The organism is Dyadobacter sp. SRI_021 (assembly GCF_057586235.1).
This window is the reverse complement of record NZ_JBYCZM010000011.1, coordinates 76,348-102,596: the sequence shown is the minus strand read 5'-3', so window position 1 is coordinate 102,596 and position 26,249 is coordinate 76,348. Positions and strand designations below refer to the sequence as shown.

The following is a 26,249-nucleotide window of genomic DNA, read 5'->3' as shown; positions in this document are numbered from 1 at the left end:
ACTCAGGTTGGTTTTCAGGATGGGATTGATGGTTATTCCAGATCTTCGGTGACCTCACCGGCTTTGAGCTTCTGGTTCTCTTCTTCCACCAATCGGTTTATATCTTTAATGACGTCAAAAAACACGACCAGCTTGTCCAGAGGTATTTTATCGCGGATCATCGTGTTGAAGGAAATCACGCCCTCGCGTGCGAGCTCGCGTTTCTCTTTGCCGAGCTCGGTGAGCACAATACGGACGAAACGCTTGTCGTCTTTACTCACTTCCCGGCGAATGAGGCCCTTTTCTTCGAGGTTTTTCAACATGCGTACCAGGCTGCGCGGCTCCATACCGAGCAAAGGTGCAATTTTCGTAGCAGGTGTGCCATGTTCGATGTCGATATTCAGGAGCACATACCCAACGGCCATTGTCGTGTCAAAACGGGCAGCATAGGCGTTGTACATCCGCGATATGGAATGCCAGGCCCATTTGATCTGGAAATCGATTGTTTTTTCCTTGCGCATCGTTTCAAAAAGCTATTGGTATCAGGTAATGCCCTTGTCACAAATGTAAGCAATGTGCATACTATTATGCAAGCATACTAATTTGTGGTCAATAAAAAACACACCGCCTCGTAATGCGACGGTGTGTTGCTATACTTTGGCCGATTACTTTTCGCTGATCAGCTTATCCATCAGGGTATTAAAATCGGCCACGAACTCGTCGTAATAATGGCCGGTGCCCGGACCGTTGAAGCCGGTATGTATCTCGCGCACTTTACCGTACTTGTCGATGAAAATAGTGGTCGGGTAGGACATTACTTTGTTCAGCATCGGCAATGCCTTCGCTGTGGAAGCATCTGAACTGGTACCTGCAAGTACTACCGGGTAGTCAATACCGAAGCGGCTCACCATCTTGTCGATTTTAGGATTGGCGATCTCGGGATTGTCGTTGCGCTCGAAGGACAAGCCTATAATCTCGACCCCCCGGCTCTTGTTCTTTTTGTACCACGGAGCGAGGTAGTTGGTTTCGTCCATACAGTTGGGGCACCATGAACCCATAATCTGGATAATGACGGGTTTGCCCGTGAAACGAGGATCTTTCAATGTCCAGGTTTTACCTTTGGTGTCCTTTAATTCAAAGTCGACGCTTTTGAAGCCTGGTTTGAGGAAGGTCATTTTGGTAGCGTCCGGCAACTTGGCATTCGGGTCCGGCTTGGCGGTCCAGGTTTTGAATGCTTTCACGCCCGACCATTGGTTGCCTTTCAACGTCCCGTCCGGCTGAAAGCCTGCTTTGAAAAGCATGGCAAATGAGCCGTCGAATGTGGATAAATAGAGGCTGTCGCCGTTGACGGAGCCGGTCAGGAAACGGTAATCGCCCGTTGGGGTGAGGAACGAGCCCGTTACGTCGGTGCCTTGCTGCATGAAGTTGCCTACCGCAATAGTTTCGTCACCGGTGGCCGGGTTTTTAAAGGTAGTGGCCCATTTGCCGCTCACGTTACGGGAACTTTTGGCTTCGCCTTTTTTGAAAAACTTATAATTTTCACCCTGCTCGGCTTCAAAAGGCAACGAGCCCGCCACAGCGCCGTTGGCATAGCGATAGTAAGTGCCTTTTAACTCGTCACCGGACGATTTGGCGATGATCTTCGCATCGAACATCATCATCGGGATCACGAGTGAGTCGTTCTGGAAATAGCTGCTGTCCATTTTAAGCTTTTCCGTTCCGTTAATGATGTGCACGGTGAGCGTTTTGCCGTCGGGGTTTTGCGAAATATCGAGTATCAGGGGCAGCTTCTGCTGGTCGCGGGTGAGCGTAGCGCGCCAGATGCCCGATTTTACGGGAGTGTTGGAGAATGCCTGGAAACTGTTGATGAAGACAAAAAATGAAAGTATTCCAAACGATAACAGGAGTCTCATATTCAATTATATGGTGTTTAAAGACATTAGTGGTGCCAAAATTAATTCCCCGCGCGGGCATGATTCCTACGCTTGAAAATTGCTAAGTTTGTAACTGCCGGATTGCCGGAAATAGTTCCTCAGTACATTGCTTTTAACAAATGGATTCGCCTAGTACCTACCACGTTCCCGTCATGTTGTCCGAGTGTCTGGAAGGCCTTCAAATACAGCCCGATGGCATTTATGTCGACGTTACTTTCGGTGGCGGAGGGCATTCCAGGGCTATTCTCGAAAAATTGACGACCGGGCGCCTGCTGGTTTTCGATCAGGATCCCGACGCTGTGGCCAATGCGCTGGAATTTAAGGATGATCCACGATTTACATTCATCCCCGCCAATTTCAGGCACTTGAAACGTTACCTGAAACTGAATAAAGCACCCCAGGTGAACGGCATCCTGGCCGATCTGGGCGTTTCGTCGCACCAGATCAATACGCCCGAGCGGGGGTTTTCTACCCGTTTTGACGCCGACCTGGACATGCGCATGAACCCCAATACAGAGAAAACCGCCCGTGAAGTGCTCAAAACGCGCTCGGCAGGGGAATTGCAACGCATCCTGGGTATGTATGGAGAGGTGACCAATGCCCGCACCGCCGCCGAGGCGATCATTGCCGCCAGATACAATACGCCCATCGAAACCGTTAATGACCTGAAAAGCATTCTCATGCGCTACGCGCCCAAACATCGCGAGAACAAGTATTTCGCGCAGGTGTTCCAGGCGCTGCGGATCGAGGTGAATGATGAGCTGGCGGTGCTCGAAGAGTTTCTCACGCAGGTACCCGAGGTGCTCGCTCCCGACGGCAGGCTGGTAGTGATGTCGTACCATTCGCTGGAAGACAGGCTGGTGAAAAATTACATTCAGAAAGGGAAGTTTTACGGAGAAGTCGAGAAGGACTTTTATGGCAACGAGATCAAACCGCTGAAAAGCGTCACTCGCAAGCCCATCGAAGCCACTGCGGGAGAGGTAGCCGTAAACCCGCGCGCCAGAAGTGCGAAGTTGCGCGTTGCCGCGAAGGCTTGATGGTGCCGGGGTATGATGTTGTCAGTGTGGTCAAGAGTAGTCAGGTATTGTCGTTTGTAGTCAGGTGTGGTCAAGGGTTGTCATTGATAGTCAGGTGTTGCCAGAGAATAGTTAATGATATTTGAGAGAGAATTTTTTACCGCGCGGCGGGCCGCAACAAATGACAACACTTAACAACTCCTGACAATACATGACTACACCAGACAACACTTGACCACAAATGAAAATCTCCTGACTAAACCTAAGCGCACAAAATACTTAACGTAACGTTACGCATGGCTGAAAATAGAAAACGCCCAAAGCCGGTGCCGCCCAAGCCGCCCAAACGGAAGCGGGAATATTCGTTGTTCAACTGGCTGAACAAATTTTTGCCGCTCGATAAGGTTTTCGGCGAGAAACTGCCGGGCCAGGAAGAGCGTTTGCCGGTGAAATATTTTTACTATTTCGGATGGGTGATCATTTTGCTCGTCGCTTATGAGCGGATCGGATTCCAGTCGGAGGACTATGTGCGGAAAAGCATTAAGCTGAAAAAGGAAGTCGACGACCTGAAAGCGGAATATACCTCCATTCATGCCGAATATGAGCGGGCCGGGAAACAGTCCGTGGTAGTGGAGAAAGTTCAGGCCGAAGGGTTGGTCGAGAATTTGACCCCGCCCAAGAAAATTATTTTAAAAGAAGACGAAGAATAGCCGTTTTTTCTCAACGCCTCATGAAAAACGAAGTCGAAAGCGGTCAGAACAATAAAAAAGCACTGATCAACCGGGCCCGCCTGGTCGGTTGGATGCTGTTCGTATTGGCGATCATGGTTTTTGTGAAGCTGATACGGGTGCAGTATTACGATACATTTAAAGGTAAAACGTGGGCCGAATATTCTGAAAAGAACGACCTGAAACTGGACACGATCCCGGCCATGCGCGGGAATATCTATGCGAGCGACAACAGTTTGCTTGCCACCTCATTGCCGTATTATTATGTAGGTTTTGATACCAAAGTCGCCGATTCGGCCTATTTCTACAACCACATCGACGAACTGGCGTCGCTACTCGCTAAAAACTTCAAGGAAAACACGGCCGAAGGCTACAAGAGCAAAATCATGCGCTATCGCGTGAGCAAAAGTAAGCGGTATCTGCGCTTGAAAAGCAAGGAAATCACACATCTGGAACGCGAGCGGCTCAAAAAATGGCCGTTTTTTGCGAAGGACCGCAAAGGCGGCGGCGGCAAGTTCGAGACGATCTACAAGCGTTACAAGCCATTCAGTCCGATGGCCGACCGAACGATCGGCGGCATCGATCCGAAAAGCGGGCGCGGGTACATCGGCCTGGAAGCGAGTTTTGACAAGCAGCTCGAAGGAAGGCCGGGTATCGGCTGGGTAGAAAAAGTGGAAGGAGGCCTGAAAATTCCCGTGGGCGACGCATTGAACGTGCAACCTGCCGCAGGTAGGGATATTTACACCACGCTCGACATGAATTACCAGGAGCGCACCGAGATCGCGCTGCGCCGGAAGCTGCTCGAGATGGACGCGGATTTCGGTTCGGTGATTATCATGGAAGTGGCTACGGGCGAAATCAAGGCCATGGCCAACCTCACCAAGCGCGGTCCTGGTAAATATGAGGAAGTTTTCAATTATGCATTGGCAGGCAGCAACGATCCCGGCTCCACGTTCAAGCTGGCGACGATGATGGCCTTGCTGGAAGAAACGCATATGGACCCCGACCAAGTGACGGTAAACACCGGTAACGGCGCTATGAAGTTCCGCAACCACATTATCCGCGACGCCCACCGGGGGGGCTTTGGTACCATTACCGCTTCGCAGGTTTTAGAGAAGTCGTCGAATATTGGTATTGTACAGCTGATGCAGCGGTATTTTGCGAACAAACCGGACAAATACCTGAGTTATCTCAAGCAATTCCACCTTACTCAGCCGACAGGTATCCATATGAAGGGCGAAAAGCCGCCATTGATCCGCGACCGCAAATCGAAGCAATGGAGCAGTTACTCGATGTACTTTATGGCGCACGGCTATGAAATGCAGATGACGCCTTTACAAACGCTGGCATTCTACAATGCCGTGGCGAATAATGGTTATTGGGTACGTCCGATGATTGTGCGCGAGATCCGGAATGCGGAGGAAATCGAAGATAAAATCCCGCCATATGTGGAAGAGAAGCCGATTGCGTCACCTGAAACGATCCGGAAAGTGAAGAAAATGCTTGAAGGCGTGGTGAATGCAGGTTTGGCCAAACACATTAAAAGTGATTTGTACCAGATTGCCGGGAAAACCGGTACGGCGCGAAAGTTGATCAACGGGGTTTATACCGAAGGCAAAAACTACACCTCATTTGCAGGGTATTTCCCCGCGGATAAGCCGAAATACAGCTGCATTGTGATCATCGACAATCCAAAAAGCACCGGTGCCGATTACACCCGTTACGCCGGAAGCGTGGCAGCTCCTGTTTTCAAGGAAGTGGCCGACCGCATTTACGCCTATGACGTAGCTATCCAGAAACCGGTGAAGGATTCCATTCCTGAAAAATCAGAAGATGTGAAATGGGCGGGCTCTACCAGCGACTTGAATGTCATCAGCAAAACATTGAACATGACGCCGGCACCTGAGGAAAGCGAATATGCCGCGGCATCGCTCTATAAGAAAGGTAAAACCAAATGGAACCCGCGCGAAGTCGATTCGCGCGATGTGCCGAACCTGCAAGGCATGTCGATGCGCGATGCTTTGTATTTAATGGAGAACAAGGGCTTCAGGGTAACATTCAAAGGCTCTGGCAAGGTGGTGGAGCAATCGCTGCCGCCGGGCAGCAATAAATCAGGAAGCAAGACAATCCTGCTTACATTACAATAATCCTTCATGGAAAACGAACAAGTGCTGAGCGGCCTGCTTGGCGAAGTTAAAGGGGCCATTATCCATGGCTATGCCGACGTTAAGGTCAAAAATATCATCCTGGATTCCAGAAAAGTAATGCCTGGAAGCCTTTTTGTGGCGTTGCGCGGCACACAGGTGGATGGTCACCAGTTTATCCACACAGCCACCGGGCTCGGTGCGACCGCCATATTGTGCGAGGAATTGCCCGAAAGTGTAAGGGAAGACATTACCTACATTCAAGTTGAGGACTCCGCCTCGGCCATGGGATTGATCGCCGCCGCATTCTACGGGCATCCTTCCAAAAAGTTAAAACTCGTGGGAGTAACCGGTACCAATGGGAAAACCTCGGTGGCGACATTCCTCTTCCAGCTTTTCCGGGCATTGGGCTATCGCTGCGGATTGTTGTCGACGGTCCAGAACCAGATCGAAGACGAGGTTATCCCTTCCACACATACCACGCCCGACGCCGTTGCATTGAATGCATTGCTGGCTCAAATGGTCGCCCGGCATTGCAGCCACGTGTTTATGGAAGTAAGCTCGCATTCTGTGGCGCAGCACCGTATTACCGGGTTGCATTTTGCCGGGGGCATTTTTACCAATATTACCCACGATCACCTCGATTTCCACAAGACGTTCGATAACTATATCAAAGCTAAAAAGGGCTTTTTCGACGCGCTGCCCAAATCTGCATTTGCATTAATTAACATCGACGACCGCCGGGGCAATGTGATGGTACAAAACACCAAAGCGCGCGTTGAAACCTATTCACTGCAAACGCTCGCGACTTTCAAGGGCAAGATCATTTCGGATACGCTCGCGGGCATGCACATGGAGATCAATAACCAGGAAGTGTGGTTCCGCGTGATCGGTCGATTTAATGCCTATAATCTGCTTGCAGTATATGGTGCAGCGGTGCTTTTGGGCGAGAAGGAAGAGGCCGTTTTGACAGAACTTTCCAACCTGAAAAGCCCTCCGGGCCGTTTCGAACAGTTCCATTCTGCGGACCATATCGTTGGCATTGTGGATTACGCACACACGCCCGATGCCCTCGAAAACGTGCTCGAAACGATCACGCATTTGCGGCAGGGGAATGAGCAGGTGGTGACGGTAGTAGGTTGCGGCGGTAACCGCGATGCCGAAAAGCGGCCCAAAATGGCGGAAATAGCTTGCCGTTATAGTAACCGCGTGATTCTGACGTCGGATAATCCGCGTTTTGAAGACCCGATGGACATCCTCGACCAGATGCGGAAAGGCGTGCCGCCATTGGATTATAAAAAAACAACCGTGATTGAAGACCGCCATGAGGCCATTTTGAAAGCCGGACTGGAAGCGGCACCTGGCGACATTATCCTGATCGCCGGTAAAGGACATGAAAATTACCAGGATGTGAAAGGTGTTAAACACCATTTCGATGATAAGGAAGTGCTGATGGAAGTGTTCGCAAAACGGGCGGGCAATTAAAAATCACTATGCTTTTGGCGTAGTCTATTAAAAAAACCAATTTTGCAGCCGTCATCCCAACACGCTTTTTCATGCTCTATTATCTCTTCGATTATTTAGACAAACAATTCAACATTCCCGGGGCCGGGGTATTCCAGTATATCTCGTTCAGGGCATTAGGGGCGACGGTTTTGTCGCTGTTTATTGCTGCTGCCTACGGAAAGTCGATCATAAATCTGCTGCGGAGAAAACAAATGGGCGAGTCGATCCGTGACCTTGGACTGGCAGGCCAGATGGAAAAAGCGGGAACGCCTACCATGGGTGGTTTTATTATCCTTGCGTCGCTGCTGATCCCCGTTTTGCTGTTTGCGAAATTGAGTAATGTCTACATCGTTCTGCTGCTCATTACGGCTGTCTGGACAGGAGGAATCGGGTTTTTGGATGATTATCTGAAAAAATTCAGGAACAACAAAGATGGACTGGCGGGGCGTTTCAAGATCGTCGGCCAGGTAGGCCTGGGGCTGATCGTCGGTATTACGCTTTCTTTTAACGATAATGTCAAAATACGGGTCTATGACCAGCCTGTGCTGAGTTCCAGCCTGGGCGAAGTGCAGCGTTACCGCGACATTATCCATCCGACGGTAACGACCATTCCGTTCATCAAGAACAACGAATTCGACTACAAGGCGCTGCTTTTCGGCTGGCTGCCCGAAGAATATACCTGGGTTATCTACACCATTATTGCGATTTTCATCATCACCGCGATTTCCAATGGCGCCAATATTACCGACGGTATCGATGGCCTCGCAGCGGGTGTGTCGGGTATTATCGCATTGACGCTCGGCGTGCTGGCCTATTTGTCGGGTAACACAAAATTCTCGCAATACCTGAACATCATGTACATCCCCAATTCGGGAGAGCTGGTAATATTCTGTGCGGCGTTTATAGGGGCCTGTGTCGGGTTTTTATGGTACAATGCGTACCCTGCGCAGGTATTTATGGGTGATACGGGCAGTTTGATGCTCGGAGGGGTGATCGCGGTAGTGGCACTGGCGATCCGCAAGGAATGGCTGATCCCGGTCATGTGCGGGATCTTCATTGTCGAGAATGCGTCGGTGATATTACAGGTCAGTTATTTTAAATATACCAAAAAGAAATACGGCGAAGGACGAAGGATATTCCTGATGTCGCCGCTGCACCATCACTACCAGAAAAAAGGCATTCACGAAGCGAAAATTGTAACACGCTTCTGGATCGTCGGTATCATTTTGGCGATTTTGACATTGGCTACGTTAAAGTTACGATAGAGGGGAGAAAAGGGATTCTTTTAGTCGACCCTTGTCTTGTCCCTTTCCTCCATCTTCCCATCAACCAAAAAGCTCCAATTCATGCGAATCGGAGCTTTTTGCGGTTTTTAGTCTGATGATATCGGGGTAATTTATTCTCTTAGTTCAAGTAACATCTCATCGGTGATCTTGTTCTTTTCTTTGAAATCTGCGACGGTTTCGGTGAAAGAGTTTTGAAGGTTTTCCACATTCTGGAGATTTTTATAGACACCGTCGTAAATCTCGTTCAATGACTTGTCGAGGTTCTGGACGTTGACATTCATGTTTTCTGTTTCAATCTGACCAATCTTCTTGATCACGGCAGTCTCGCTGTTTTTCAAATCCTCGATCTCACGCAGGATTTTCTCCATGGTCTTAAACTTTTCGATCTTATCCATAAGTCTTTTTCAAGATTGTTTTCGGGTAAATGTTTTAAAATATCATACCAAAGCAAATGTGCCCGGCGGTAAAACGGCGGAAAAATGTGCTTTTGAAAACTATGAAAAAGAAAAGATTTGCATTGCTTCTGATGGCGGTATTCACGCTGTCAGCCCTCAATATTTCAGCTCAAGCCCCCGAAAAAACGACCCACTGGAAAGGTTTTGAAAAGGTAGAATTCACGTTTCAGGGCCGCAATGCGTGGTATGTGAAACCTAAAAAGGCGATTGACGGCAACCCGTGGGTGTGGCGGGCACATTTCCCCGCGTGGCACACCGATATGGACAGTATTTTGCTCACTCGAGGGTTTCATGTGGCGTACGTCAACACCAACGACATGTTCGCCCATCCGAAAGCGATGCAGGTGTGGGACGCTTTTTACGATTACCTCGTAAAAGAAAAGCATTTCGCCCCGAAAGTGGCGTTGGAAGGTGTGAGCCGTGGCGGGTTGTATGTGTACGGCTGGGCGAAACGTAATCCCGATAAAGTAAGTTGCATTTACGCCGAAGCTCCCGTCGCCGATCCGAAAAGCTGGCCGGGCGGCAAAGGAAAGGGCAAAGGCTCGCCCAAGGATTGGGAAGCGTGGAGGCAAATTTTTAACCTGACGGAAGAGCAAGCCAGCAGTTTCACTGACATTCCATTGAACGACCTGGCCGGTTTAGCTTCCTACAAAGTGCCAATCGTGCATGTGGTAGGCTTGAAGGACGAGCTAGTACCCGTAGCTGAGAACACAGATCTGTTAGTAAAAAATTACCTCGCATTAGGCGGGCCTGTGAGCGTGTACCCGATGACGCGCGGCGAGCAGACGCTCGAAGGCCACCATTTCCCGATCGAGCATCCCGAATTATTTGCCAATTTTATCGAAGAAAACAGCGTACCGGTTCAAAAGCCGCTGCTTCACACGCCGTACATTACGCTGAACAAAGGCCTGGGTAATGCATTTGAGAAGTTCAGGACCATGAAGAAGGGCACGGTTGCATTCCTCGGCGGTTCTATTACTCACAACCCCGGCTGGCGCGACAAAACTTCCCAATATTTGCAGGAGCATTTTCCGGAGACTGAATTTACATTCATCGCTGCAGGCATTCCATCGCTGGGCAGCACACCGCATTCGATGCGTTTCAGTCGCGACGTACTCGCCAAAGGAATACCCGATTTGCTTTTTTTGGAGGCGGCCGTGAATGACCGGGGAAATGGTTTCAGTGAAAAGGCACAAGTCAGGGCATTGGATGGTATTTTAAGGCAAATGTATACCGCTAATCCCAGTGCAAATGTGGTGATGATGGCCTTCGCCGAGCCGAAAAAGAATGACGACTACGATGCGGGCAGGCAGCCTGTGGAGGTAGGCGTGCACGAGCGCGTCGCGAAATATTATGGCGCTGTTTACATTAACCTGGCAAGAGAAGTATACGACCGTATTAAGGCCGGCGAATTCACCTGGAAGTATGATTTTAAAGATTTGCATCCGTCTCCCTACGGGCAAGAAATCTATGCCCAAACCATCAAGGAAATGCTGAAAATGGAATCTCCTGCCACTGGTGCTATAAAGCTTCCCGCTGCGATGGACCGTTTTAGCTACGAGAAAGGGAGCTACCATAAGCTGGAAGAAGCTAAAAATCTCAAAGGATTCACGCTCAATCCCGACTGGAAACCGAAGGTGAAGTTCTCTACCCGCCCGGGCTTTGTGAACGTACCGATGCTGGTGAGCGAGACCGCCGGGTCTTCGCTGGATTTCGAATTCAATGGGCGCGGCGTCGGAATCGCCATCATTTCAGGTCCGGACGCTGGCAAAATCACCTACACGATCGACGGCAAAAAACCGCAAACGCTCGATACCTACACGCCTTGGAGTAATCAGCTGCATTTGCCCTGGTATCTCATGCTGGCCGATGAATTATCAACAGGTAAGCACAAGCTGCATTTGACGATTTCAACGGAGAAAAATGAGAAGAGTGAGGGGAATGCGCTCCGGGTTGTGCATTTGCTTGTAAATGAGTAAATAGCATGCAGTTTTCACACACTAAAATGGATATGATATGCCTGAAATCTCGCGCTTTTTCGGAATCATTATTTACATGTATTTCAAAGATCACCTGCCGCCGCATTTCCACGCAGAATATGGGGGCCAGGAAGCACAATTTTCGATCGAGACGGGCAATGTAATTGTCGGAGATTTGCCTCGTAAACAGGTTAGGTTGATTCAGGCGTGGGTGGAACTTTATAGGGATGAATTGTTTTTGAATTACGAAGAGTCCCAGAAGGATAATGGAAGGCTGCGAAAGATCAGGCCACTGCAATAATGAATCCGAGAATTAAAGAAATATTGTCAATCGAGCCGTTTGTAATCAAGGCACTCTGGACTGATGGAATCGTCAGATCGGTCGATTTCGGCAGTTTTCTTCAAGAATATGCTGAAAAAGAAGGAAGCATTTTCAAGAAAATTCTCGATAGGAATACTTTCAAGCAGGCTCAAACCGACGGGCGTACGATCTACTGGGATGGATTGGCAGAAATGGTCGATTATGATGGTAAGATCATTCCTGCGCCGCTCGATTTCTGCCCGGACGTCCTTTTCCAAAACTCAACTCCGGCCTAGCGCCCCGTCTGCGTAGTATAAGTACTCTCAAAAATCTTATCCGCATTCCCTGCTTCGAAACCATCGCGGCGATGTTTTCTTTTGACTTGGCCGGCCGGGAGATCGGCAAAATCCGGCAGTACCTTCCGCTCCGCAAATTCCACATAAGAGCCGGAAATGCGCAGCTTTTCGCCATTAGCAAACTCCGCATCCAGCATTTCCGCAACGGTAGCGCTTTGCAGTAACCCACCATCAGGGCTTACTTTGATTTTACCGCCGGAAGTGTTTAGCTTAATGCCGTGCTTTTCCAGGAAATCATTAAACTGCGCGACGGTGTTGTAGCCTTTCGGCAGGTTATGAACGCTGATCGTAAAATGGTTGAGGTAATAGCGGTTGTAAATCACCCATGCCGCATATTCGCTTTCTTTAAGCAGCGACTGGTAGTCCGAAACTGTCGGTGTGCGCCACAGCGGCTGGTGCAGGAATGCGTCCACGGCTTCGCCATTGTCAAGGTCGAGGGAATCGACGGGATCCCTGGTAACTTCGTCGGTGTAGGAGCGGATGATACGTTGGCTCTCAGGTGAAAGGTCGCCTACGCGGAGCTCGCTCACGAAGATGCGCGGATCGGTCTCCCGCGGCGGGGCGTACCACCAGGCGTCGAGTTTTTTACCTTCAAAAAAATAATGGTCGCGTTTTTCGTAGCCGTAATGCAGGAATATTTTCTCGAAGGATTGTACGCCCAGCTGAGGTACGCCCATTGTACGGAATGCGATATGGTCGTTTTCGATATCGTCAGCCCTTTTAACGACGTCATCCGCTACCATCGCGTCGAGGATAATGCCCACGTCGGGCACGCGCTCTTTGTAGCGGCGCATTAATCCGTTCAGAACAATATCAAGAGTGGCGAGTTTGCTGGCTGATGTTTCCATATTTTTTGAAGTCTGATGATTAGTGTAGTTTGAGTGTCAGCCTGACCGGAGAAACCGTCGGACAGCCTCGCGATCAAGCTGATAATCTATCCTTTCGACAACTCTGCCGATCGCACCTGCGCGGCAAAAATGCCTTTTTCAAGCGTTTTATCGAGTTCACCGGCTTCAAACTGGCGCAATGCAGCCTCGGTGGTACCGCCTTTGGACGCTACCGCCTTGATCAGGTCGTCGAGCGATTTATCGGCGGTGTTGATCAGGTGATAGGAGCCTAACATGGTTTGTTTCACCAACAATGCAGCCACGTTTTCCTCGAAGCCCATTTGCTTGCCGGCTTCGATCATCGCTTTTACGACATAAAAAAAGTAAGCCGGACCGCTGCCGCTCAATGCCGTCACCGCATTCAGTTGTTCCTCGTCTTCAAGGAATACCGACCGGCCGGTCGCATTGATGAGGTTTTCTATTTTGCGTAATTGATGAATATCCACTTCCGGTGATGCAGAATAAGCAGTAATGCCCATTCCCAGCATTGCAGGCGTGTTAGGCATCGCGCGGATCACCGCTTTGTGGTCCAGCGCATTCTGAATGCCTTCTATCGTGACACCAGCCATAATCGACAATACTACCTGGCTGGGCTTGATGACTTCTTTGAGGGCGCCGGCTACCGAAAGGAAATCCTGCGGCTTCACTGAAAGGATGATCAGGTCGTATTCGCCGATCTGCGGTCCGATCACGCCGGTGATCACGCCCGGCTGGAAGCTCGTGAGGCTGTCCATACGGTCGGTGCTTTTCTCAACCAGTAAAAAGTCCTGGTTTTTGACGAGGTCAAATTTCAGGAAGGCGCGGGCAAAGGCCATACCCATGTTGCCGCAGCCGATGATAGCAATTTTCATTTTTGGACTAAACTAATGGTATTGTAAGGATTTTGGCGAATGTCGTAACTTTTAAGGAATTATCTGTCCTGCGCGAGCTTGCAGATTAATTAATGATGAATCCGACCGGGAAGCGGCATGTTCTTTGTCACACTCCTTAGCTTTGCGGATAATAGAAGGGGACTGAGCAGGATGAAGAAATATTTAAAAAAATAATATTCTGCTTTGGTGATTTACTCCTGCTTTATATTTTGAAAAATAAGCGCAAAGCATTTGTTTAGAATTTGATATGTCCCTGCCTGCCAAATTATCTAATTTTATTGTAATACTCCTATTATGGCTATAAAAGTTGCTATTTCGCACAAAACAAGATATAAGTTCGACCGGAGTGTTTCACTTTCACCGCATATTTTCAGGTTGCGTCCTGCGCCGCATTCGCGCACACCGATCGAGGGCTATTCACTGAAAATTACGCCCGAAAATCACTTCATCAACTGGCAACAAGACCCGTTCGGAAATTACCAGGCGCGGGTTGTTTTTCCCGAAAAGGCAACAGAATTGAGCATCGACGTGGAGGTGATCGCGAAAATGCAGGTGATCAACCCGTTCGACTTTTTTGTGGAGGATTATGCGGATAAATATCCTTTCAAATATGAGGCGACCCTGGAAAAGGAGCTGGGGCCTTACCTTGAACCGCGGGAAGCAGGACCGCTTTTGATGGATTTTATTCAAAAACTGAATATTCAACAGGATATCAAAACAGTCGATTTCCTGGTGTACCTCAATCAAGAACTGTACAAGGCCATTAATTACAACATTCGTATGGAAGCGGGCGTGCAGACCTGCGAACAGACGCTTACGATCCAAAGCGGATCGTGCCGTGATTCGGCGTGGCTGCTCGTGCAGATCCTGCGGCATCTGGGCATCGCGGCGCGGTTTGTGTCGGGCTACCTGGTGCAGCTTACTTCCGATATCAAGTCGCTCGACGGGCCATCCGGGCCTGAAGCCGATTTCACCGACCTTCACGCGTGGACGGAGGCGTACGTGCCTGGTGCGGGATGGATCGGTCTGGACCCGACTTCCGGACTTTTTGCCAGCGAGGGGCATATTCCGCTCTGCTGCACGCCGGATTATGCCAGCGCAGCTCCGGTTTCAGGTGCTACCGACGTTGCAGAAGTGACTTTTGAATTTGATAACAAGGTTTTCCGCATTCACGAAGACCCGCGCGTCACCAAGCCCTATTCCGAAGAACAATGGGCGCAGGTGATGCAGGTAGGTTATGATGTGGAAAAGGATTTGCAGGAAAACGATGTCCGCCTCACGATGGGTGGCGAGCCTACCTTCATTTCCATAGATGATTACGAATCGGCCGAATGGAACACCGCTGCCGACGGGCCATTGAAGCGGCAGTTGGCCTATGATCTTTCGTTGCGGCTTAAAAACCGCTTTGCACATGGCGGACTGCTGCATTTCGGTCAGGGAAAATGGTACCCGGGCGAGTTGTTCCCGCGCTGGCAATATGCCTTGTACTGGCGGAATGATGGTGTTCCCATGTGGAAAAACGATGACTTGGTAGCCAAAGAGGGGGAGACGAAATATACATTCCGCGATGCAGAGATTTTTACAAATGAACTGACCAAGTACTTGGGGATCGATACCAATAACATTACACCGGCCTATGAAGACCCTGTTTACTGGGCCATGGAAGAAGGTAAGCTACCGGTGAATGTCGACCCATTGAAAGTGAATCTCAAAGATTCCGTCGAACGCAGGACACTGGCGAAATTGCTCGAAAAAGGCTTGAATAACCCCGCCGGATTCGTGATTCCGGTCAAATGGGAGGGAAGCGGGAAGCATTGGGCGAGTACTGCCTGGCAGTTTCGCCGGGGTAACTGCTTCCTGATACCCGGTAATTCAGCGATGGGCTACCGTTTGCCGTTGAATTCCTTGCCTGAAATCGCCAAAGAGCGCCGTGAACAGCCGATAGAGCGTAGCCCGTTTGAGGATTTGCCCGCGTTGGCCGATTATCAGCCTATTGTGCAGGCCCGCTATGGTTCCGTTGCGCCGGCCTATGAACTGCCTTTAAATGTACAGCCGGTTGACGAGGAAGAGGATTCAAAGAAAAAGAAGGAAGAAGCCCGAAATAACCTGCTTTTCGACGTCCCGGTGATTAAAACCGCACTTTGCGTCGAGGAGCGCGACGGCATTATCTACGTATTCCTGCCACCGACCGATTACCTGGAACATTACCTCGATCTGATGGCGTCCATCGAAGCCACTGCCGCGAAGCTGAAAATGCCGGTGCGGATCGAAGGATATCCGGCACCATCGGATTACCGGGTGCAGAAGCTGATCGTTACGCCCGACCCGGGAGTAATCGAAGTGAATATCCACCCTGCGAAAAACTGGCAGGAACTGGTAGATAATATCAGCGCTTTATATGAAGAAGCATTCTTCTCCCGACTGGGAACTGACAAATTCATGGTCGATGGCCGGCACACCGGTACGGGTGGCGGTAACCACGTCACCATTGGAGGTGCCAAACCGGCCGATAGCCCGATATTGCGCCGCCCCGACTTGCTACGCAGTCTTTTGACCTACTGGCAGCACCATCCGGCATTGAGTTACCTTTTTGCCGGTCCGTTCATAGGCCCTACCAGCCAGGCGCCGCGCATCGACGAAGGCCGCGACGAGCGCCTTTACGAGGTTGAAATTGCATTTGACCAGATCCCCGAACACGGCGAAGTGCCTTTCTGGATGGTCGATCGCATTTTCAGGAATTTATTGGTGGACATCACAGGCAATACCCACCGATCCGAGTTTTGCATGGATAAACTGTATTCGCCCGATTCGTCGAGCGGGCGGTTGGGTATTCTCGAATTCCGGGCATTTGATATGCCGCCGCACAAGCATATGAACCTCGTGCAGACGCTGCTCATACGCGCGCTCATCGCGAAGTTTTGGAAAGAACCTTACAAACATAAACTCATCCGGTGGGGCACCGAGCTCCACGACCGCTTCCTGCTGCCGCACTTTGCCTACCTCGATATGGTGGATGTCGTGAACGACCTGAAAGCGGCAGGCTACAACTTCGATATTTCGTGGTTCGACCCGTTCTTCGAATTCCGCTTCCCGCATTACGGCGGTATTACGGTCGACAATATTCAGCTGGAATTGCGCCTGGGCATCGAGCCGTGGCATGTTTTGGGGGAAGAACTGTCGAATGCGGGCACAGCGCGGTTTGTGGATTCGTCGCTCGAAAGGTTACAGGTAAAAGTGAGCGGTTTTGTGGAGGGAAGGCATATCCTGGTCTGCAACGGCTGCCGCGTGCCGCTGCGGAGCGCGGGGATTAAAGGCGAATATGTGGCGGGCATCCGCTACAAAGCCTGGAACCCGCCGTCGGCATTGCACCCTACTATCGGGGCCGATGCGCCTCTGGTTTTCGATATTGTGGATACCTGGAATAACCGTATATTGGGTGGCTGTACCTATTTCGTTTCGCACCCCGGCGGGCGCAGTTTTGATACTTATCCGGTCAATGCATTCGAGGCCGAGTCGCGCAAAATCAGCCTTTTCCAGGGATTCGGACATACGCCATCGGCTACCCGCGAGGTGCCGGTGGTGGAGAAGACGGCTTCGGGCGTTTCCCGGTTTGTAGCCGAAACGAAAAAGGAAATGCGCAGCGACACCCCGATCGAACTGATCAATCCGGAGTATCCCAATACGCTGGATTTACGCAAATTCTGGAAATCGCGATAGATTTGCAGTATAACCCTGACATTGAATATGCTTACCGAGGCTTCCGTGAATCTGTTACAATCCTATCAAGCCGGCCTGACTTCTTACGACGAGGTGCTGGATCCCAACGGAAAATTGAAGCCGCACTGGCAGGCGCTTTTCGCCACACTGGAAAAGCTGGGCATCGGGGAGCTTCAAAACCGTAATCAGGAGATTATCAGTAAACTGCGGGAAAATGGTGTGACGTACAATGTCTACGGCAGTCCCGACGGCATGAACCGCCCCTGGCAGCTCGACCCGATCCCGTTCCTGATCGAGCACCGCGAGTGGGATAAGATTTCGAAAGGTTTACAGCAGCGGGCCATATTGCTCGACCTCATTTTGAAGGATATATACGGGCCCAGAAACCTGGTGAAGGACGCAGTTATCCCAGCGGAACTCGTTTTTGAAAACACAGGATTTTTACGGCCCTGCATTGATATCAGAGTACCTGGCCCGCGGCAGCTGACATTGTTCGCAGCCGACATGGCGCGGGGACCGGACGGACAAATGTGGGTGCTCGATAGCCGCACGCAGGCGCCTTCCGGCTCGGGCTACACGCTTGAAAACCGCATTGTGATGAGCAAGCTGTTGCCCGAACTGGCCGACGGTATGTATGTGAGCAAGCTTTCGCCTTTTTTTAACAGCATTCAAAACACGGTACTCAGGCTGTCGGACAAAACCCGCGAGGCCCCCAATATCGTTTATCTTACCCCGGGGCCCGGCAATGAAGCCTATTTTGAGCACGCTTATCTGGCCTCGTACCTGGGTTACACGCTCGCGCAGGGCGACGACCTGCTGGTGCGCAACGGGAGCGTGTGGCTGAAATCCATTGATGGTCTGCAAAAAGTGGATGTGATCGTCCGACGGGTGGACGACGACTGGTGCGATCCGCTGGAACTGCGGGAGGACTCCCGTCTTGGTGTACCGGGGCTTTTGCAGGCGATCCGCCTTGGTAATGTGCAGGTCATGAACCCGCCGGGCTCGGGTGTGCTGGAAAACCATGCTTTTCTCGCATTCATGGAGAATATATGCCAGTATTTTCTGGGAGAAAAGCTGATTATGCCCAACGTCGCCACCTGGTGGTGCGGGCATCAGAAAGAACTTACCTACGTGCTCGACAATATCGGTGAGCTGATCATCAAAAAGGCCAATCGGAAATCCAAATTTGCTTCGATTTATGGCCGGACATTGACCGATGAAGGAAAAGCCAAGCTGAAAGCGATGATCGCCCAGAGGCCGCACGATTTTATCGCTCAGCAGGAGGTGAGCCTTTCCACGACGCCTTCTTTGATTAACGGCGCGATAGAGCCGCGTTATGCGGCATTGCGGGCATTTCTGGTGGCGGATGAAAACGGTTACCACGTGATGCAGGGTGGACTCACGCGGAGCTCGGCGGTGAAGGACCGGTTTGTGATTTCCAACCAGCAGGGAGGCTTTTCAAAAGACACCTGGATCGTTTCCGACAAATCCGACGAGCCGCAGGAGCGCATTGTCCTGAATACTCCTGCCGCGGTGAACAAGCACGTTTCACTTCCGAGCCGAAGCGCCGAAAATCTTTTCTGGGTAGGGCGGTACTGCGAGCGGACAATGGCGGTGATCAAGTTTATGAACATTACCATCAATGTGCTCAACCTCGATCGCAACTTTGGCGGATCGGCAAAGCAGGAGCACATTAAAGTGCTTTTGCAATCGCTGACGCACGTCTCGGCGACCTATCCCGGGTTTTTGGACGGAGATGAAAAACTGAATGACCCTTACAGGGAAATCATCGCATTGATTTCCGACAACTGCCGCGCAGGGACTGTCGCTTCGAATATTGGCTCGTTTTTGAATGCCGTCGGTGCGGTGAGGAACCAATGGGAGCTGGAAATCTGGCGCATTGTGGATTTGATCGACAACGGTTACCACGAGATCCGGAATGCGTCATACATGAATAGTACCAACATCCAGCGCACACTCGACGGCCTATTCAATAATATGTTCACGTTCCTGGGGGTAATCGCCGAAAGCATGCCGCGGGACAACAGCTATCTGCTGCTGGAAACGGGGAAGCTAATCGAAAGGATACTATCGAGAATCAGCGTGATCCAGTCGAATTTTGGTGTGGGGCGCTCGGCTGCGGTGGAGAATGAGCTGATCGAGGCGACGTTGATCAACCACCATATGCTGGTGAATTACCGGCAAATTTATAAGTCGCATTTGAGCGTGGAGGCCATGCTGGATATGATTTTGCTGGAACCGCGCTTGCCTTATTCGCTGACCTATATGCTTGATGAGCTGGGCAAAAACCTGGCGGAACTGCCTGCTACCGCACATGGGGAAAGGCTGAACGAGGCCGAAAAGCTCGCATTGAAAGCTTCGACGCTGATCAAACTTTCGAATATTCCGGATCTGACGAAATGTAATGCTGATGACGAGCGGGACGAGCTCTTTACCCTGCTTGGAGAGGTTGCAAGGCTGGTGAGTTCGGTATCCATTTATCTTACCAACCAGTATTTCAGTCACACCTTGATACACCACTCTTTTGAACCGATGGACTACGATACGGATGAAGTATAAGCTGATCCATAAAACCGAATACAAATACGCCGAGGCTGTGAACAACTACCACAGCCTGGTGTGCCTCACGCCACGCACGCTACCCGACCAGCTTTGCCAGGATTTCAGCATTAAAATCACCCCGGAACCGGCGCAAATCAGTGAGCGCGTCGATTTTTACGGTAATACCACGCATTATTTTTCCTTGCACTCACCCCATAAAACGCTGACGGTGCTCACGACAGCCATTGTGGAACGTTTGAAAGAGCGTACAGGCTCGCTGTTCATTCCGTCGTCGGTTACCAGCGGAGAGGCCAGGCAGCGGCTCACAAGCGACCGTGCGACGAAAATTTCGGTTTTGGAATACACATTGCCCAGCCCCCTGGTGAAATGGGACGCCGAGGTCAGGGAATTCGCCAGCGATTGCTTCAATGACAATGCGCCTTTGTACGAATGCATAGCGAAACTCTGCAAAAAGATCTACACCGAATTCAAGTTCGTGCCCGATTTTACGACGGTGAATACACCTATTAAAGAGGTGTTAGCTGCTAAAAAGGGCGTTTGTCAGGATTTTTCACATTTGGCCATTGCCTGTATCCGCAGTTTCGGTTTTGCGGCGCGATATGTGAGCGGGTATCTCGAAACATTACCGCCGCCCGGAAAACCCAAGTTGCAAGGTTCCGACGCTTCGCATGCCTGGATCTCAGTGTTTATCCCCGATTACGGATGGTGCGATTTCGATCCGACTAATAATGTGGTACCGGGAGAAAGGCATATAATCACTGCCTGGGGCCGTGATTACAGCGATGTGCCGCCACTGAAAGGCATTATTTTCAGCTACGGAAAACACACACTTTCAGTAGAAGTGGACGTGATCCCGATTTAATACCAAAACGGGCCGCATTTACCCCATTTTTTAACAGAATGGTTCCGGGAAAGAATTTGAGAATTGGCCGGTGTTGCCTAATTTTACCAGATCGTTTTGAAATAAGTTTACAAAACCTCTTTTAATGTAACCACGCAGGTCGGTCTGTGTCAGATGCAATGATGCTGCGGTGGTTTCTTCTAAGAATTAATAATTATCAGAATTACGAATGAAAGAAATAGCATTTAGAGATGCCATTCGCGACGCTATGTCGGAAGAGATGCGCCTTGACAAGAGTATTTTTTTGATGGGGGAAGAGGTTGCGGAATACAACGGTGCTTATAAGGCGAGTCAGGGAATGCTCGATGAGTTCGGCCCTGAGCGCGTGATCGATACACCCATCGCGGAGCTTGGCTTTGCGGGGATTGCGGTAGGTGCTGCGGGAAACGGCCTGCGCCCGATCGTCGAGTTTATGACATTCAACTTCTCGCTGGTGGCGATCGATCAGATCATCAATAGCGCGGCTAAGATTCTTTCGATGTCAGGCGGCCAGTACGGTTGCCCGATCGTGTTCCGCGGACCGACCGGTAATGCAGGTCAGCTCGGCGCACAGCACTCGCAGAACTTCGAAAACTGGTTTGCCAACACGCCGGGTCTGAAAGTGGTCGTTCCTTCGAACCCTTACGACGCGAAAGGTCTTTTGAAATCGTCTATCCGCGACAACAACCCGGTGATCTTCATGGAATCGGAGGTGATGTATGGTGATAAAATGGCTGTTCCTGAGGAAGAATACCTTATTCCACTGGGTAAGGCTGATATCAAACGCCAGGGTAAAGATGTTACGATCGTTTCTTTCGGTAAAATGATCCCCCGCGTGGTAATGCCGGCGGTGCTTCAACTGGAAAAAGAAGGTATCGATGTGGAAGTGGTTGATTTGCGCACCGTTCGCCCGATTGACTACGCAACGGTAGTTGAATCTGTTAAGAAAACCAACCGCTGTGTGGTGGTCGAGGAAGCCTGGCCACTGGCTGCTATTTCTTCGGAACTCGCTTACCACATCCAGCGCCATGCATTTGATTATATGGACGCGCCGGTGATCCGTGTGAACAGCCGTGATGTACCGCTTCCATATGCGCCAACATTGATCGAGGAGATCCTGCCTAGCGTGAAGCGCACAGTGGAGGCCGTGAAATCGGTGCTTTATAAATAATCTTCGGAGATTCTCAGCAAAGCCATTACCGATCCAGGTTTTGGCTTTGTTGATTATAGCCCCTGATGTCAGCGTTAGTAAGTTTCTCATTTGAAAGTGGTTATTAATTAAATACTATTCCGAAATAGGCAGAATACTAGTACTTTTGTGCTTTGAACGCTCCTTGATGTAGACTAACAAATCAATTCAGATTATGCAAGAAGAACGAACAAGATATTCAGAGGAAGAATTAAAGGAGTTTGAAGAGCTGATCCGTGGGAAGCTGGAAGCGACAAGAAGTGAGCTCGAATACATTAAAACAGGTTTGAGCAAAAAGAACGATAGCGGCACGGACGTAACAGCCGGCGCGGCCAAGCTTGTGGAGGATGGGGCAGATGCCAGTGAGCGCGAAAATCTGAGCCAGTTGGCCGCTCGTCTCCAAAAATATTCGGTACAGCTCGAAAACGCGCTGATCCGCATTAAAAACGGTACTTACGGCATTTGCATCGACACCGGCAAACTGATCCCGAAAGAGCGTCTGCGCATTGTACCGCATACACAGCAGACTATTGAGGCGAAGCTGAAAAGAGCTAGCTGACATTCATCAAGACCAAATAGGACAGAAAGCGGGTTATTCCAAATGGGATAGCCCGCTTTTTTTGCGATGGTGCAAAGCATGGAGACCTTCGCGCCATTGCTTGCTCTTGCTACTCCGCTTCGCTTCCCAGCACCTCGCGAAAAACTTCCATTAAGCCCTCGGAGGGCTCCTGGCCTTTGTTTTTGGATTTGAAATACTCCTGAAATAACTTTTCTATACTCAGCGAGAGATCGACTTCGGACGACGTATCCGCTACCTCGCTCTTCTTAATCTGTGGAATGATCTGGATAATGCCAGAATGCGCTTCCATAAGCCGCTTTTTGTCGGAAGCTTCGAGATAGTTATCGGAAACGATAGTCAGTTCAATTAAATCTTCCGAATGCTCGCCGAGCCATTCGATGGCCTCATCAATGCTGTGAAAGCTCTTGCGACGCAGCTTTTTGCCTTTCAGGAGCTCTATGGGTTTATAACCGACTAGTTTCCCGGCTTCCGCTTCAATCAATATCACATATTTGTTTTGATTGGCCTCCGAAAAGCTGTAAGCCAGCGGGCTGCTGGAATACACGGATGGCGCAGGCACCTTATCCACCTGATGAAACCGGTGCAAATGGCCTAATGCAATGTAATGCACCTGTTTCGGGAAGTTTTCGGTGTAAATGGCCTGGGCTCCACCGATATGCAGGATCGGGCGCTCGTCGTCGGGCTCTTCGGGCATGGGGCCGCCTTTTTGCATCACGAATAAATGCGTGGCCAACAGGTTAAAGCCCTTGTCATCGAGATATTGGTCGGCCAGATTTTGCCAATGCTCCTGTAAATGAATGCGTAATGCTTCTTCCGACTCTTCCACGCCGAGGAATGTTTTCAAACGCTGTTCGTTCGCGTAAGGCGTGTGCAGTACGCGCAGGGGGAAGGGGGCATTAGGCAGTTTGATTTCAATAAATCCCGGAGCGGTTCTAATAATGTCGACTTGCCCCTGTGTGCAAAACGGTTTGACTTCCGTATTGGGAAAGCCGACAAACAGGATGCCGCAAACCTTCGCAAGCGCGTCGGGTACCTGTATGCGCTCGGGGGAATCGTGGTTGCCGGCGATGGCGATCACGGCGCGGGTGCCGTTAGCAGACAAGCGGTGCAATGTGCTGTACAAAAGCTCAGTCGCTTCGGACGACGGATTGAAGTTGTCGAACAGATCGCCGGCGATGACGATCGCGTCGACGGCCTCGCGTTCCGCTATTTCGCAAATTTCTTCGAGGACGAGGCGCTGTTCGTCGAGGCGGGAAAAGTTGTCGAGCTTTTTGCCGATATGCCAGTCGGCGGTGTGCAGTATTTTCATCCGTGTCATTAATTTAGCGAAAATAACAGATCATTTCCGAAGTTTTGAAATACATTAAAATCGCTTCCAGTGCATTAAACGGGTTAGGTGGGCTATTGCTCTTCGCGCTGGTGAGCGCATTTTGGGGCTGTGGAAGCCCATCCGGGAAGCCCGATGCGGGCGGTATTGCCATTTCATTCGACGATCATTTTATCAAAGAATGGTATCAGCTCAGGCCATTATTTCAGAAATATAATGCCAAAGCGACCTTCTTCATTACCTGTCCGGACAGCTTGAATACGGAAGAAATAGCGATGCTGAAACAACTTGAAATAGAAGGCCATGAAATCGGTTTCCATGGAACAGTGCATGCGAAATCTACGGAGCTCATGGCCGCGGGCGGACCGAAAGGATATATTGAAACCGAACTGGAACCAGGCTTGCGCCACATGCATGCGGCAGGTTTCAAACCCACTTCCTACGCGCATCCCGGCGGAAACCATAATGATCGCGTCGATTCGGTGCTTTTGGCGAAAGGGTTTACAATTTTACGCGATGTGGCTATTTCGAGGAGAAAATTTAAAGGCTTTCAGCTCTACGCATGGCCGCCGCGTTGGATGAATGCGATTTACTATGCATTCGATGGAGAGCAGAAAGTGGATGCATTGATGATCGATTACGACGAGGTGACCGAAGAGGAGGTTGGAGAGGCGATTCAGGAAGCGAAGGAAAATGGCACTGCATTGATGGTTTTCGGGCACGAGCCGCTGTATAGTGCGCCGGAGAATGGTAAATATGGTTTCAATGTCAGTTTTCTGGCGGCGGTTTTGCGTGAGGCGGATCAGCAGAAACTGAAATTCTACACGATGTCGGAACTGCCGAAAGTGAAGAAATAGTTAACGGCCGAACTTGCGGTCCTTATACGCGAGGAGTGGTTTTTCAATATAATTAAAAGAGAAAGTAGCGACCGCCACCGAGCCGATGAAGCTTACTACATAAAGCAGAATCTGATAAACCGGACCTTCCCATTGCGGCGAATACATTGTGAACAGGTTAATAATGACCACGATCACCGCTACGTGATAAATGTAGAGGCCGTAAGAAATCTTCCCTAAATGATTCATGATAGGGTGGCCTAAATGCACAATCGTATTGGGATTGCACGACACATTCAGCACAAAGAATGCGAAGAAAAGCGCATATACTTCCAAAAACCCGAAGAAATGGACGCCGGAGAAGAACAAAGCGAGTAGGATTGTATACGCGACAATCTGAACGTCTTTCCGGAAAATGAAGTTCAGGAATTTCAATTTATCATTATAAACCAGCCACGCGCACAACCCGCCCAAAGCCATTGTTTGAATGCGGAATTGGCCCAGGAAGGTGGTAATCATGGATTTGCGCGTTTCTTCCGATGGATCGGCCATTTCCAATCCGATATAAAGCAAACCAGCCGTCAGTGCGAGGAAGAAAATGAGTATTGGAATGCGCTTTTTGGGGTATTTGATCAACCATGGCCAGAGGTAATAAAACTGCTCTTCCACGCCGATGGACCAGGTTTGGGCGCACCAATAGGGCAGATCGTAGAGGACGAATGCAAAGTTGGGCAGTACCAAAAGTAGCAACGTGAGGCGCTCGGACAGGTCTACCGTGAGCTTTTCTTCAATGCCGGGATAATAGAAAATCGGGATGTGCGGGAAAACAAAAAACGACAGGCCGATGATCAGGAAGTAGATAGGCCAGATGCGGAATACGCGGCGGAGGTAAAACTTCTTCGCGTCGACATTACCGAACCTGCCGCGCTCTTCGAGGAGCAAATAGGTGATCAAAAAGCCGCTCAATACGAAGAACAGCCCCACGCCAAGTCGGCCGGCGTGCTGGATAATGGGCATATCGTACACATTGGCAATGCCCAATGCGTGCTTGGCCTGTTCGAGGTGGTGAAATACCACCAGCGATGCGGCAATAGCACGGATACCGTTCAGGTTCGGGAAATAGCGCTTTTTCTTGTCCACCACCAAGCTTTTTATTCAAACCAGGCCATCCATTTTCCCTGCACTTTCATCACCTGTTCAATCAGGTCGCGAACGGCACCACGGCCGCCGTTTTTAGGGGAAATATAGTCGGCGATAGCGAGGATCTCGTCGGCGGAGTCGGCCGGGCAGGCGCCCATTACACTTGTGCGCATCACTTCGTAATCGGGCAGGTCGTCGCCCATGAATACGATTTCGTCTTCGGCGAGGCCGGTTTCCGCCAGGTATTTCTTGAAAACGGGCAGTTTGCCGTCCGGTGAGGTGCCGATGAAGATATCGGTAACACCCAGGTATTCGAGTCTTTTCCGGACGCCTACCTGGCTCTGCGCGGAGATGATCGCCACGCGGTAACCCATTCTGATCGCCCGGTTGATGCCGTAACCGTCGCGCACGTTGAAAATGCGGGGCTGCTCGCCGGTTTCGAGGGCAATGACGCTACCGTCGGTCATGACGCCGTCAATATCAAAAATAAAGGTAGTAATGCGCTTGAAACGTTCCGTTAAAGTCGAATCCATGAATAGGCGAATTGTGAATCC

22 protein-coding genes are annotated in these 26,249 nt (G+C 50.3%); 14 read left to right on the top strand and 8 right to left on the bottom strand.

The window, feature by feature from the left end; genetic code table 11:
* Positions 1-32 precede the first annotated feature (32 nt).
* Entirely contained in the window at positions 33-500 is a 468-nt protein-coding gene (locus AC2YIT_RS26630; protein WP_430850092.1) for a MarR family winged helix-turn-helix transcriptional regulator, read from the bottom strand.
* A gap of 144 nt (positions 501-644) precedes the next feature.
* A complete protein-coding gene (locus AC2YIT_RS26625) occupies positions 645-1,892 on the bottom strand; it encodes a peroxiredoxin family protein (RefSeq protein WP_487281212.1) in 1,248 nt (415 codons plus the stop codon).
* A 140-nt stretch (positions 1,893-2,032) separates the two neighbouring features.
* On the opposite strand from AC2YIT_RS26625, the gene rsmH reads away from it, so the two are divergent.
* The 5 genes from rsmH to mraY all read left to right on the top strand — a co-directional run bounded on the left by rsmH (position 2,033) and on the right by mraY (position 8,572).
* Positions 2,033-2,950 (top strand): 16S rRNA (cytosine(1402)-N(4))-methyltransferase RsmH, encoded by a 918-nt coding sequence (rsmH, locus tag AC2YIT_RS26620; protein ID WP_430850088.1) that lies wholly within the window; start codon positions 2,033-2,035, stop codon positions 2,948-2,950.
* A gap of 275 nt (positions 2,951-3,225) precedes the next feature.
* The gene (locus AC2YIT_RS26615) at positions 3,226-3,639 is read left to right on the top strand and encodes an FtsL-like putative cell division protein (RefSeq protein ID WP_106595648.1); all 414 of its coding nucleotides are present in this window, start codon (positions 3,226-3,228) and stop codon (positions 3,637-3,639) included.
* 20 nt (positions 3,640-3,659) lie between these two features.
* Positions 3,660-5,804 (top strand): penicillin-binding protein, encoded by a 2,145-nt coding sequence (locus AC2YIT_RS26610; protein WP_487281211.1) that lies wholly within the window; start codon positions 3,660-3,662, stop codon positions 5,802-5,804.
* A gap of 6 nt (positions 5,805-5,810) precedes the next feature.
* Positions 5,811-7,286 (top strand): UDP-N-acetylmuramoyl-L-alanyl-D-glutamate--2,6-diaminopimelate ligase, encoded by a 1,476-nt coding sequence (locus AC2YIT_RS26605; protein ID WP_430850083.1) that lies wholly within the window; start codon positions 5,811-5,813, stop codon positions 7,284-7,286.
* Positions 7,287-7,357: 71 nt separating this feature from the next.
* Entirely contained in the window at positions 7,358-8,572 is a 1,215-nt protein-coding gene (gene mraY / locus AC2YIT_RS26600) for a phospho-N-acetylmuramoyl-pentapeptide-transferase (protein ID WP_223400721.1), read from the top strand.
* A 131-nt stretch (positions 8,573-8,703) separates the two neighbouring features.
* Here mraY and AC2YIT_RS26595 read toward each other — a convergent pair whose 3' ends face one another.
* Positions 8,704-8,988, bottom strand: coding sequence for a hypothetical protein (locus AC2YIT_RS26595; RefSeq protein WP_291200882.1), 285 nt, complete (start codon positions 8,986-8,988; stop codon positions 8,704-8,706).
* A 101-nt stretch (positions 8,989-9,089) separates the two neighbouring features.
* Here AC2YIT_RS26595 and AC2YIT_RS26590 point away from each other — a divergent pair, with 101 nt between their 5' ends.
* The 3 genes from AC2YIT_RS26590 to AC2YIT_RS26580 are packed head-to-tail and all read left to right on the top strand — an operon-like array spanning position 9,090 to position 11,624.
* On the top strand, positions 9,090-11,027 hold the full coding sequence (locus AC2YIT_RS26590; protein ID WP_487281210.1) for an SGNH/GDSL hydrolase family protein: 1,938 nt from the start codon (positions 9,090-9,092) through the stop codon (positions 11,025-11,027).
* A gap of 37 nt (positions 11,028-11,064) precedes the next feature.
* Positions 11,065-11,328: a DUF4160 domain-containing protein gene (locus AC2YIT_RS26585; protein ID WP_291200876.1), complete on the top strand. Its 264-nt coding sequence runs from the start codon at positions 11,065-11,067 to the stop codon at positions 11,326-11,328.
* Positions 11,328-11,624, top strand: a complete 297-nt coding sequence (locus AC2YIT_RS26580; protein ID WP_223400718.1) for a DUF2442 domain-containing protein — start codon at positions 11,328-11,330, stop codon at positions 11,622-11,624. The genes AC2YIT_RS26585 and AC2YIT_RS26580 overlap by 1 nt, the downstream gene beginning before the upstream one ends.
* Here the strand turns inward: AC2YIT_RS26580 and AC2YIT_RS26575 are convergent.
* Complete coding sequence (locus AC2YIT_RS26575) at positions 11,621-12,532, bottom strand: 2-oxoadipate dioxygenase/decarboxylase family protein (RefSeq protein ID WP_487281209.1); 912 nt, start codon at positions 12,530-12,532, stop codon at positions 11,621-11,623. The two genes, AC2YIT_RS26580 and AC2YIT_RS26575, sit on opposite strands and share 4 nt — an antisense overlap.
* An 86-nt stretch (positions 12,533-12,618) precedes the next feature.
* Complete coding sequence (proC, locus tag AC2YIT_RS26570; protein WP_430850075.1) at positions 12,619-13,422, bottom strand: pyrroline-5-carboxylate reductase; 804 nt, start codon at positions 13,420-13,422, stop codon at positions 12,619-12,621.
* A gap of 315 nt (positions 13,423-13,737) precedes the next feature.
* Between proC and AC2YIT_RS26565 the strand changes: the two genes are divergently transcribed.
* The 5 genes from AC2YIT_RS26565 to AC2YIT_RS26545 all read left to right on the top strand — a co-directional run bounded on the left by AC2YIT_RS26565 (position 13,738) and on the right by AC2YIT_RS26545 (position 22,371).
* Entirely contained in the window at positions 13,738-17,160 is a 3,423-nt protein-coding gene (locus AC2YIT_RS26565; protein ID WP_487281208.1) for a transglutaminase family protein, read from the top strand.
* A 27-nt stretch (positions 17,161-17,187) separates the two neighbouring features.
* Positions 17,188-19,740 (top strand): circularly permuted type 2 ATP-grasp protein, encoded by a 2,553-nt coding sequence (locus AC2YIT_RS26560; RefSeq protein WP_487281207.1) that lies wholly within the window; start codon positions 17,188-17,190, stop codon positions 19,738-19,740.
* Entirely contained in the window at positions 19,730-20,605 is an 876-nt protein-coding gene (locus AC2YIT_RS26555; RefSeq protein ID WP_430850069.1) for a transglutaminase family protein, read from the top strand. The genes AC2YIT_RS26560 and AC2YIT_RS26555 overlap by 11 nt, the downstream gene beginning before the upstream one ends.
* 208 nt (positions 20,606-20,813) lie before the next feature.
* Positions 20,814-21,794: a pyruvate dehydrogenase complex E1 component subunit beta gene (locus tag AC2YIT_RS26550; RefSeq protein WP_430850067.1), complete on the top strand. Its 981-nt coding sequence runs from the start codon at positions 20,814-20,816 to the stop codon at positions 21,792-21,794.
* 190 nt (positions 21,795-21,984) lie between these two features.
* Complete coding sequence (locus AC2YIT_RS26545) at positions 21,985-22,371, top strand: TraR/DksA family transcriptional regulator (RefSeq protein WP_106595637.1); 387 nt, start codon at positions 21,985-21,987, stop codon at positions 22,369-22,371.
* 109 nt (positions 22,372-22,480) lie between these two features.
* Here AC2YIT_RS26545 and AC2YIT_RS26540 read toward each other — a convergent pair whose 3' ends face one another.
* Positions 22,481-23,701: a metallophosphoesterase family protein gene (locus AC2YIT_RS26540; RefSeq protein ID WP_487281206.1), complete on the bottom strand. Its 1,221-nt coding sequence runs from the start codon at positions 23,699-23,701 to the stop codon at positions 22,481-22,483.
* A 44-nt stretch (positions 23,702-23,745) separates the two neighbouring features.
* On the opposite strand from AC2YIT_RS26540, the gene AC2YIT_RS26535 reads away from it, so the two are divergent.
* Complete coding sequence (locus AC2YIT_RS26535) at positions 23,746-24,576, top strand: polysaccharide deacetylase family protein (RefSeq protein WP_487281205.1); 831 nt, start codon at positions 23,746-23,748, stop codon at positions 24,574-24,576.
* Here the strand turns inward: AC2YIT_RS26535 and AC2YIT_RS26530 are convergent, their stop codons facing one another.
* Positions 24,577-25,695 (bottom strand): acyltransferase family protein, encoded by a 1,119-nt coding sequence (locus tag AC2YIT_RS26530; protein ID WP_487281204.1) that lies wholly within the window; start codon positions 25,693-25,695, stop codon positions 24,577-24,579.
* Positions 25,696-25,706: 11 nt separating this feature from the next.
* On the bottom strand, positions 25,707-26,228 hold the full coding sequence (locus tag AC2YIT_RS26525; RefSeq protein WP_487281203.1) for a KdsC family phosphatase: 522 nt from the start codon (positions 26,226-26,228) through the stop codon (positions 25,707-25,709).
* Between the last annotated feature and the right edge of the window lie 21 nt (positions 26,229-26,249).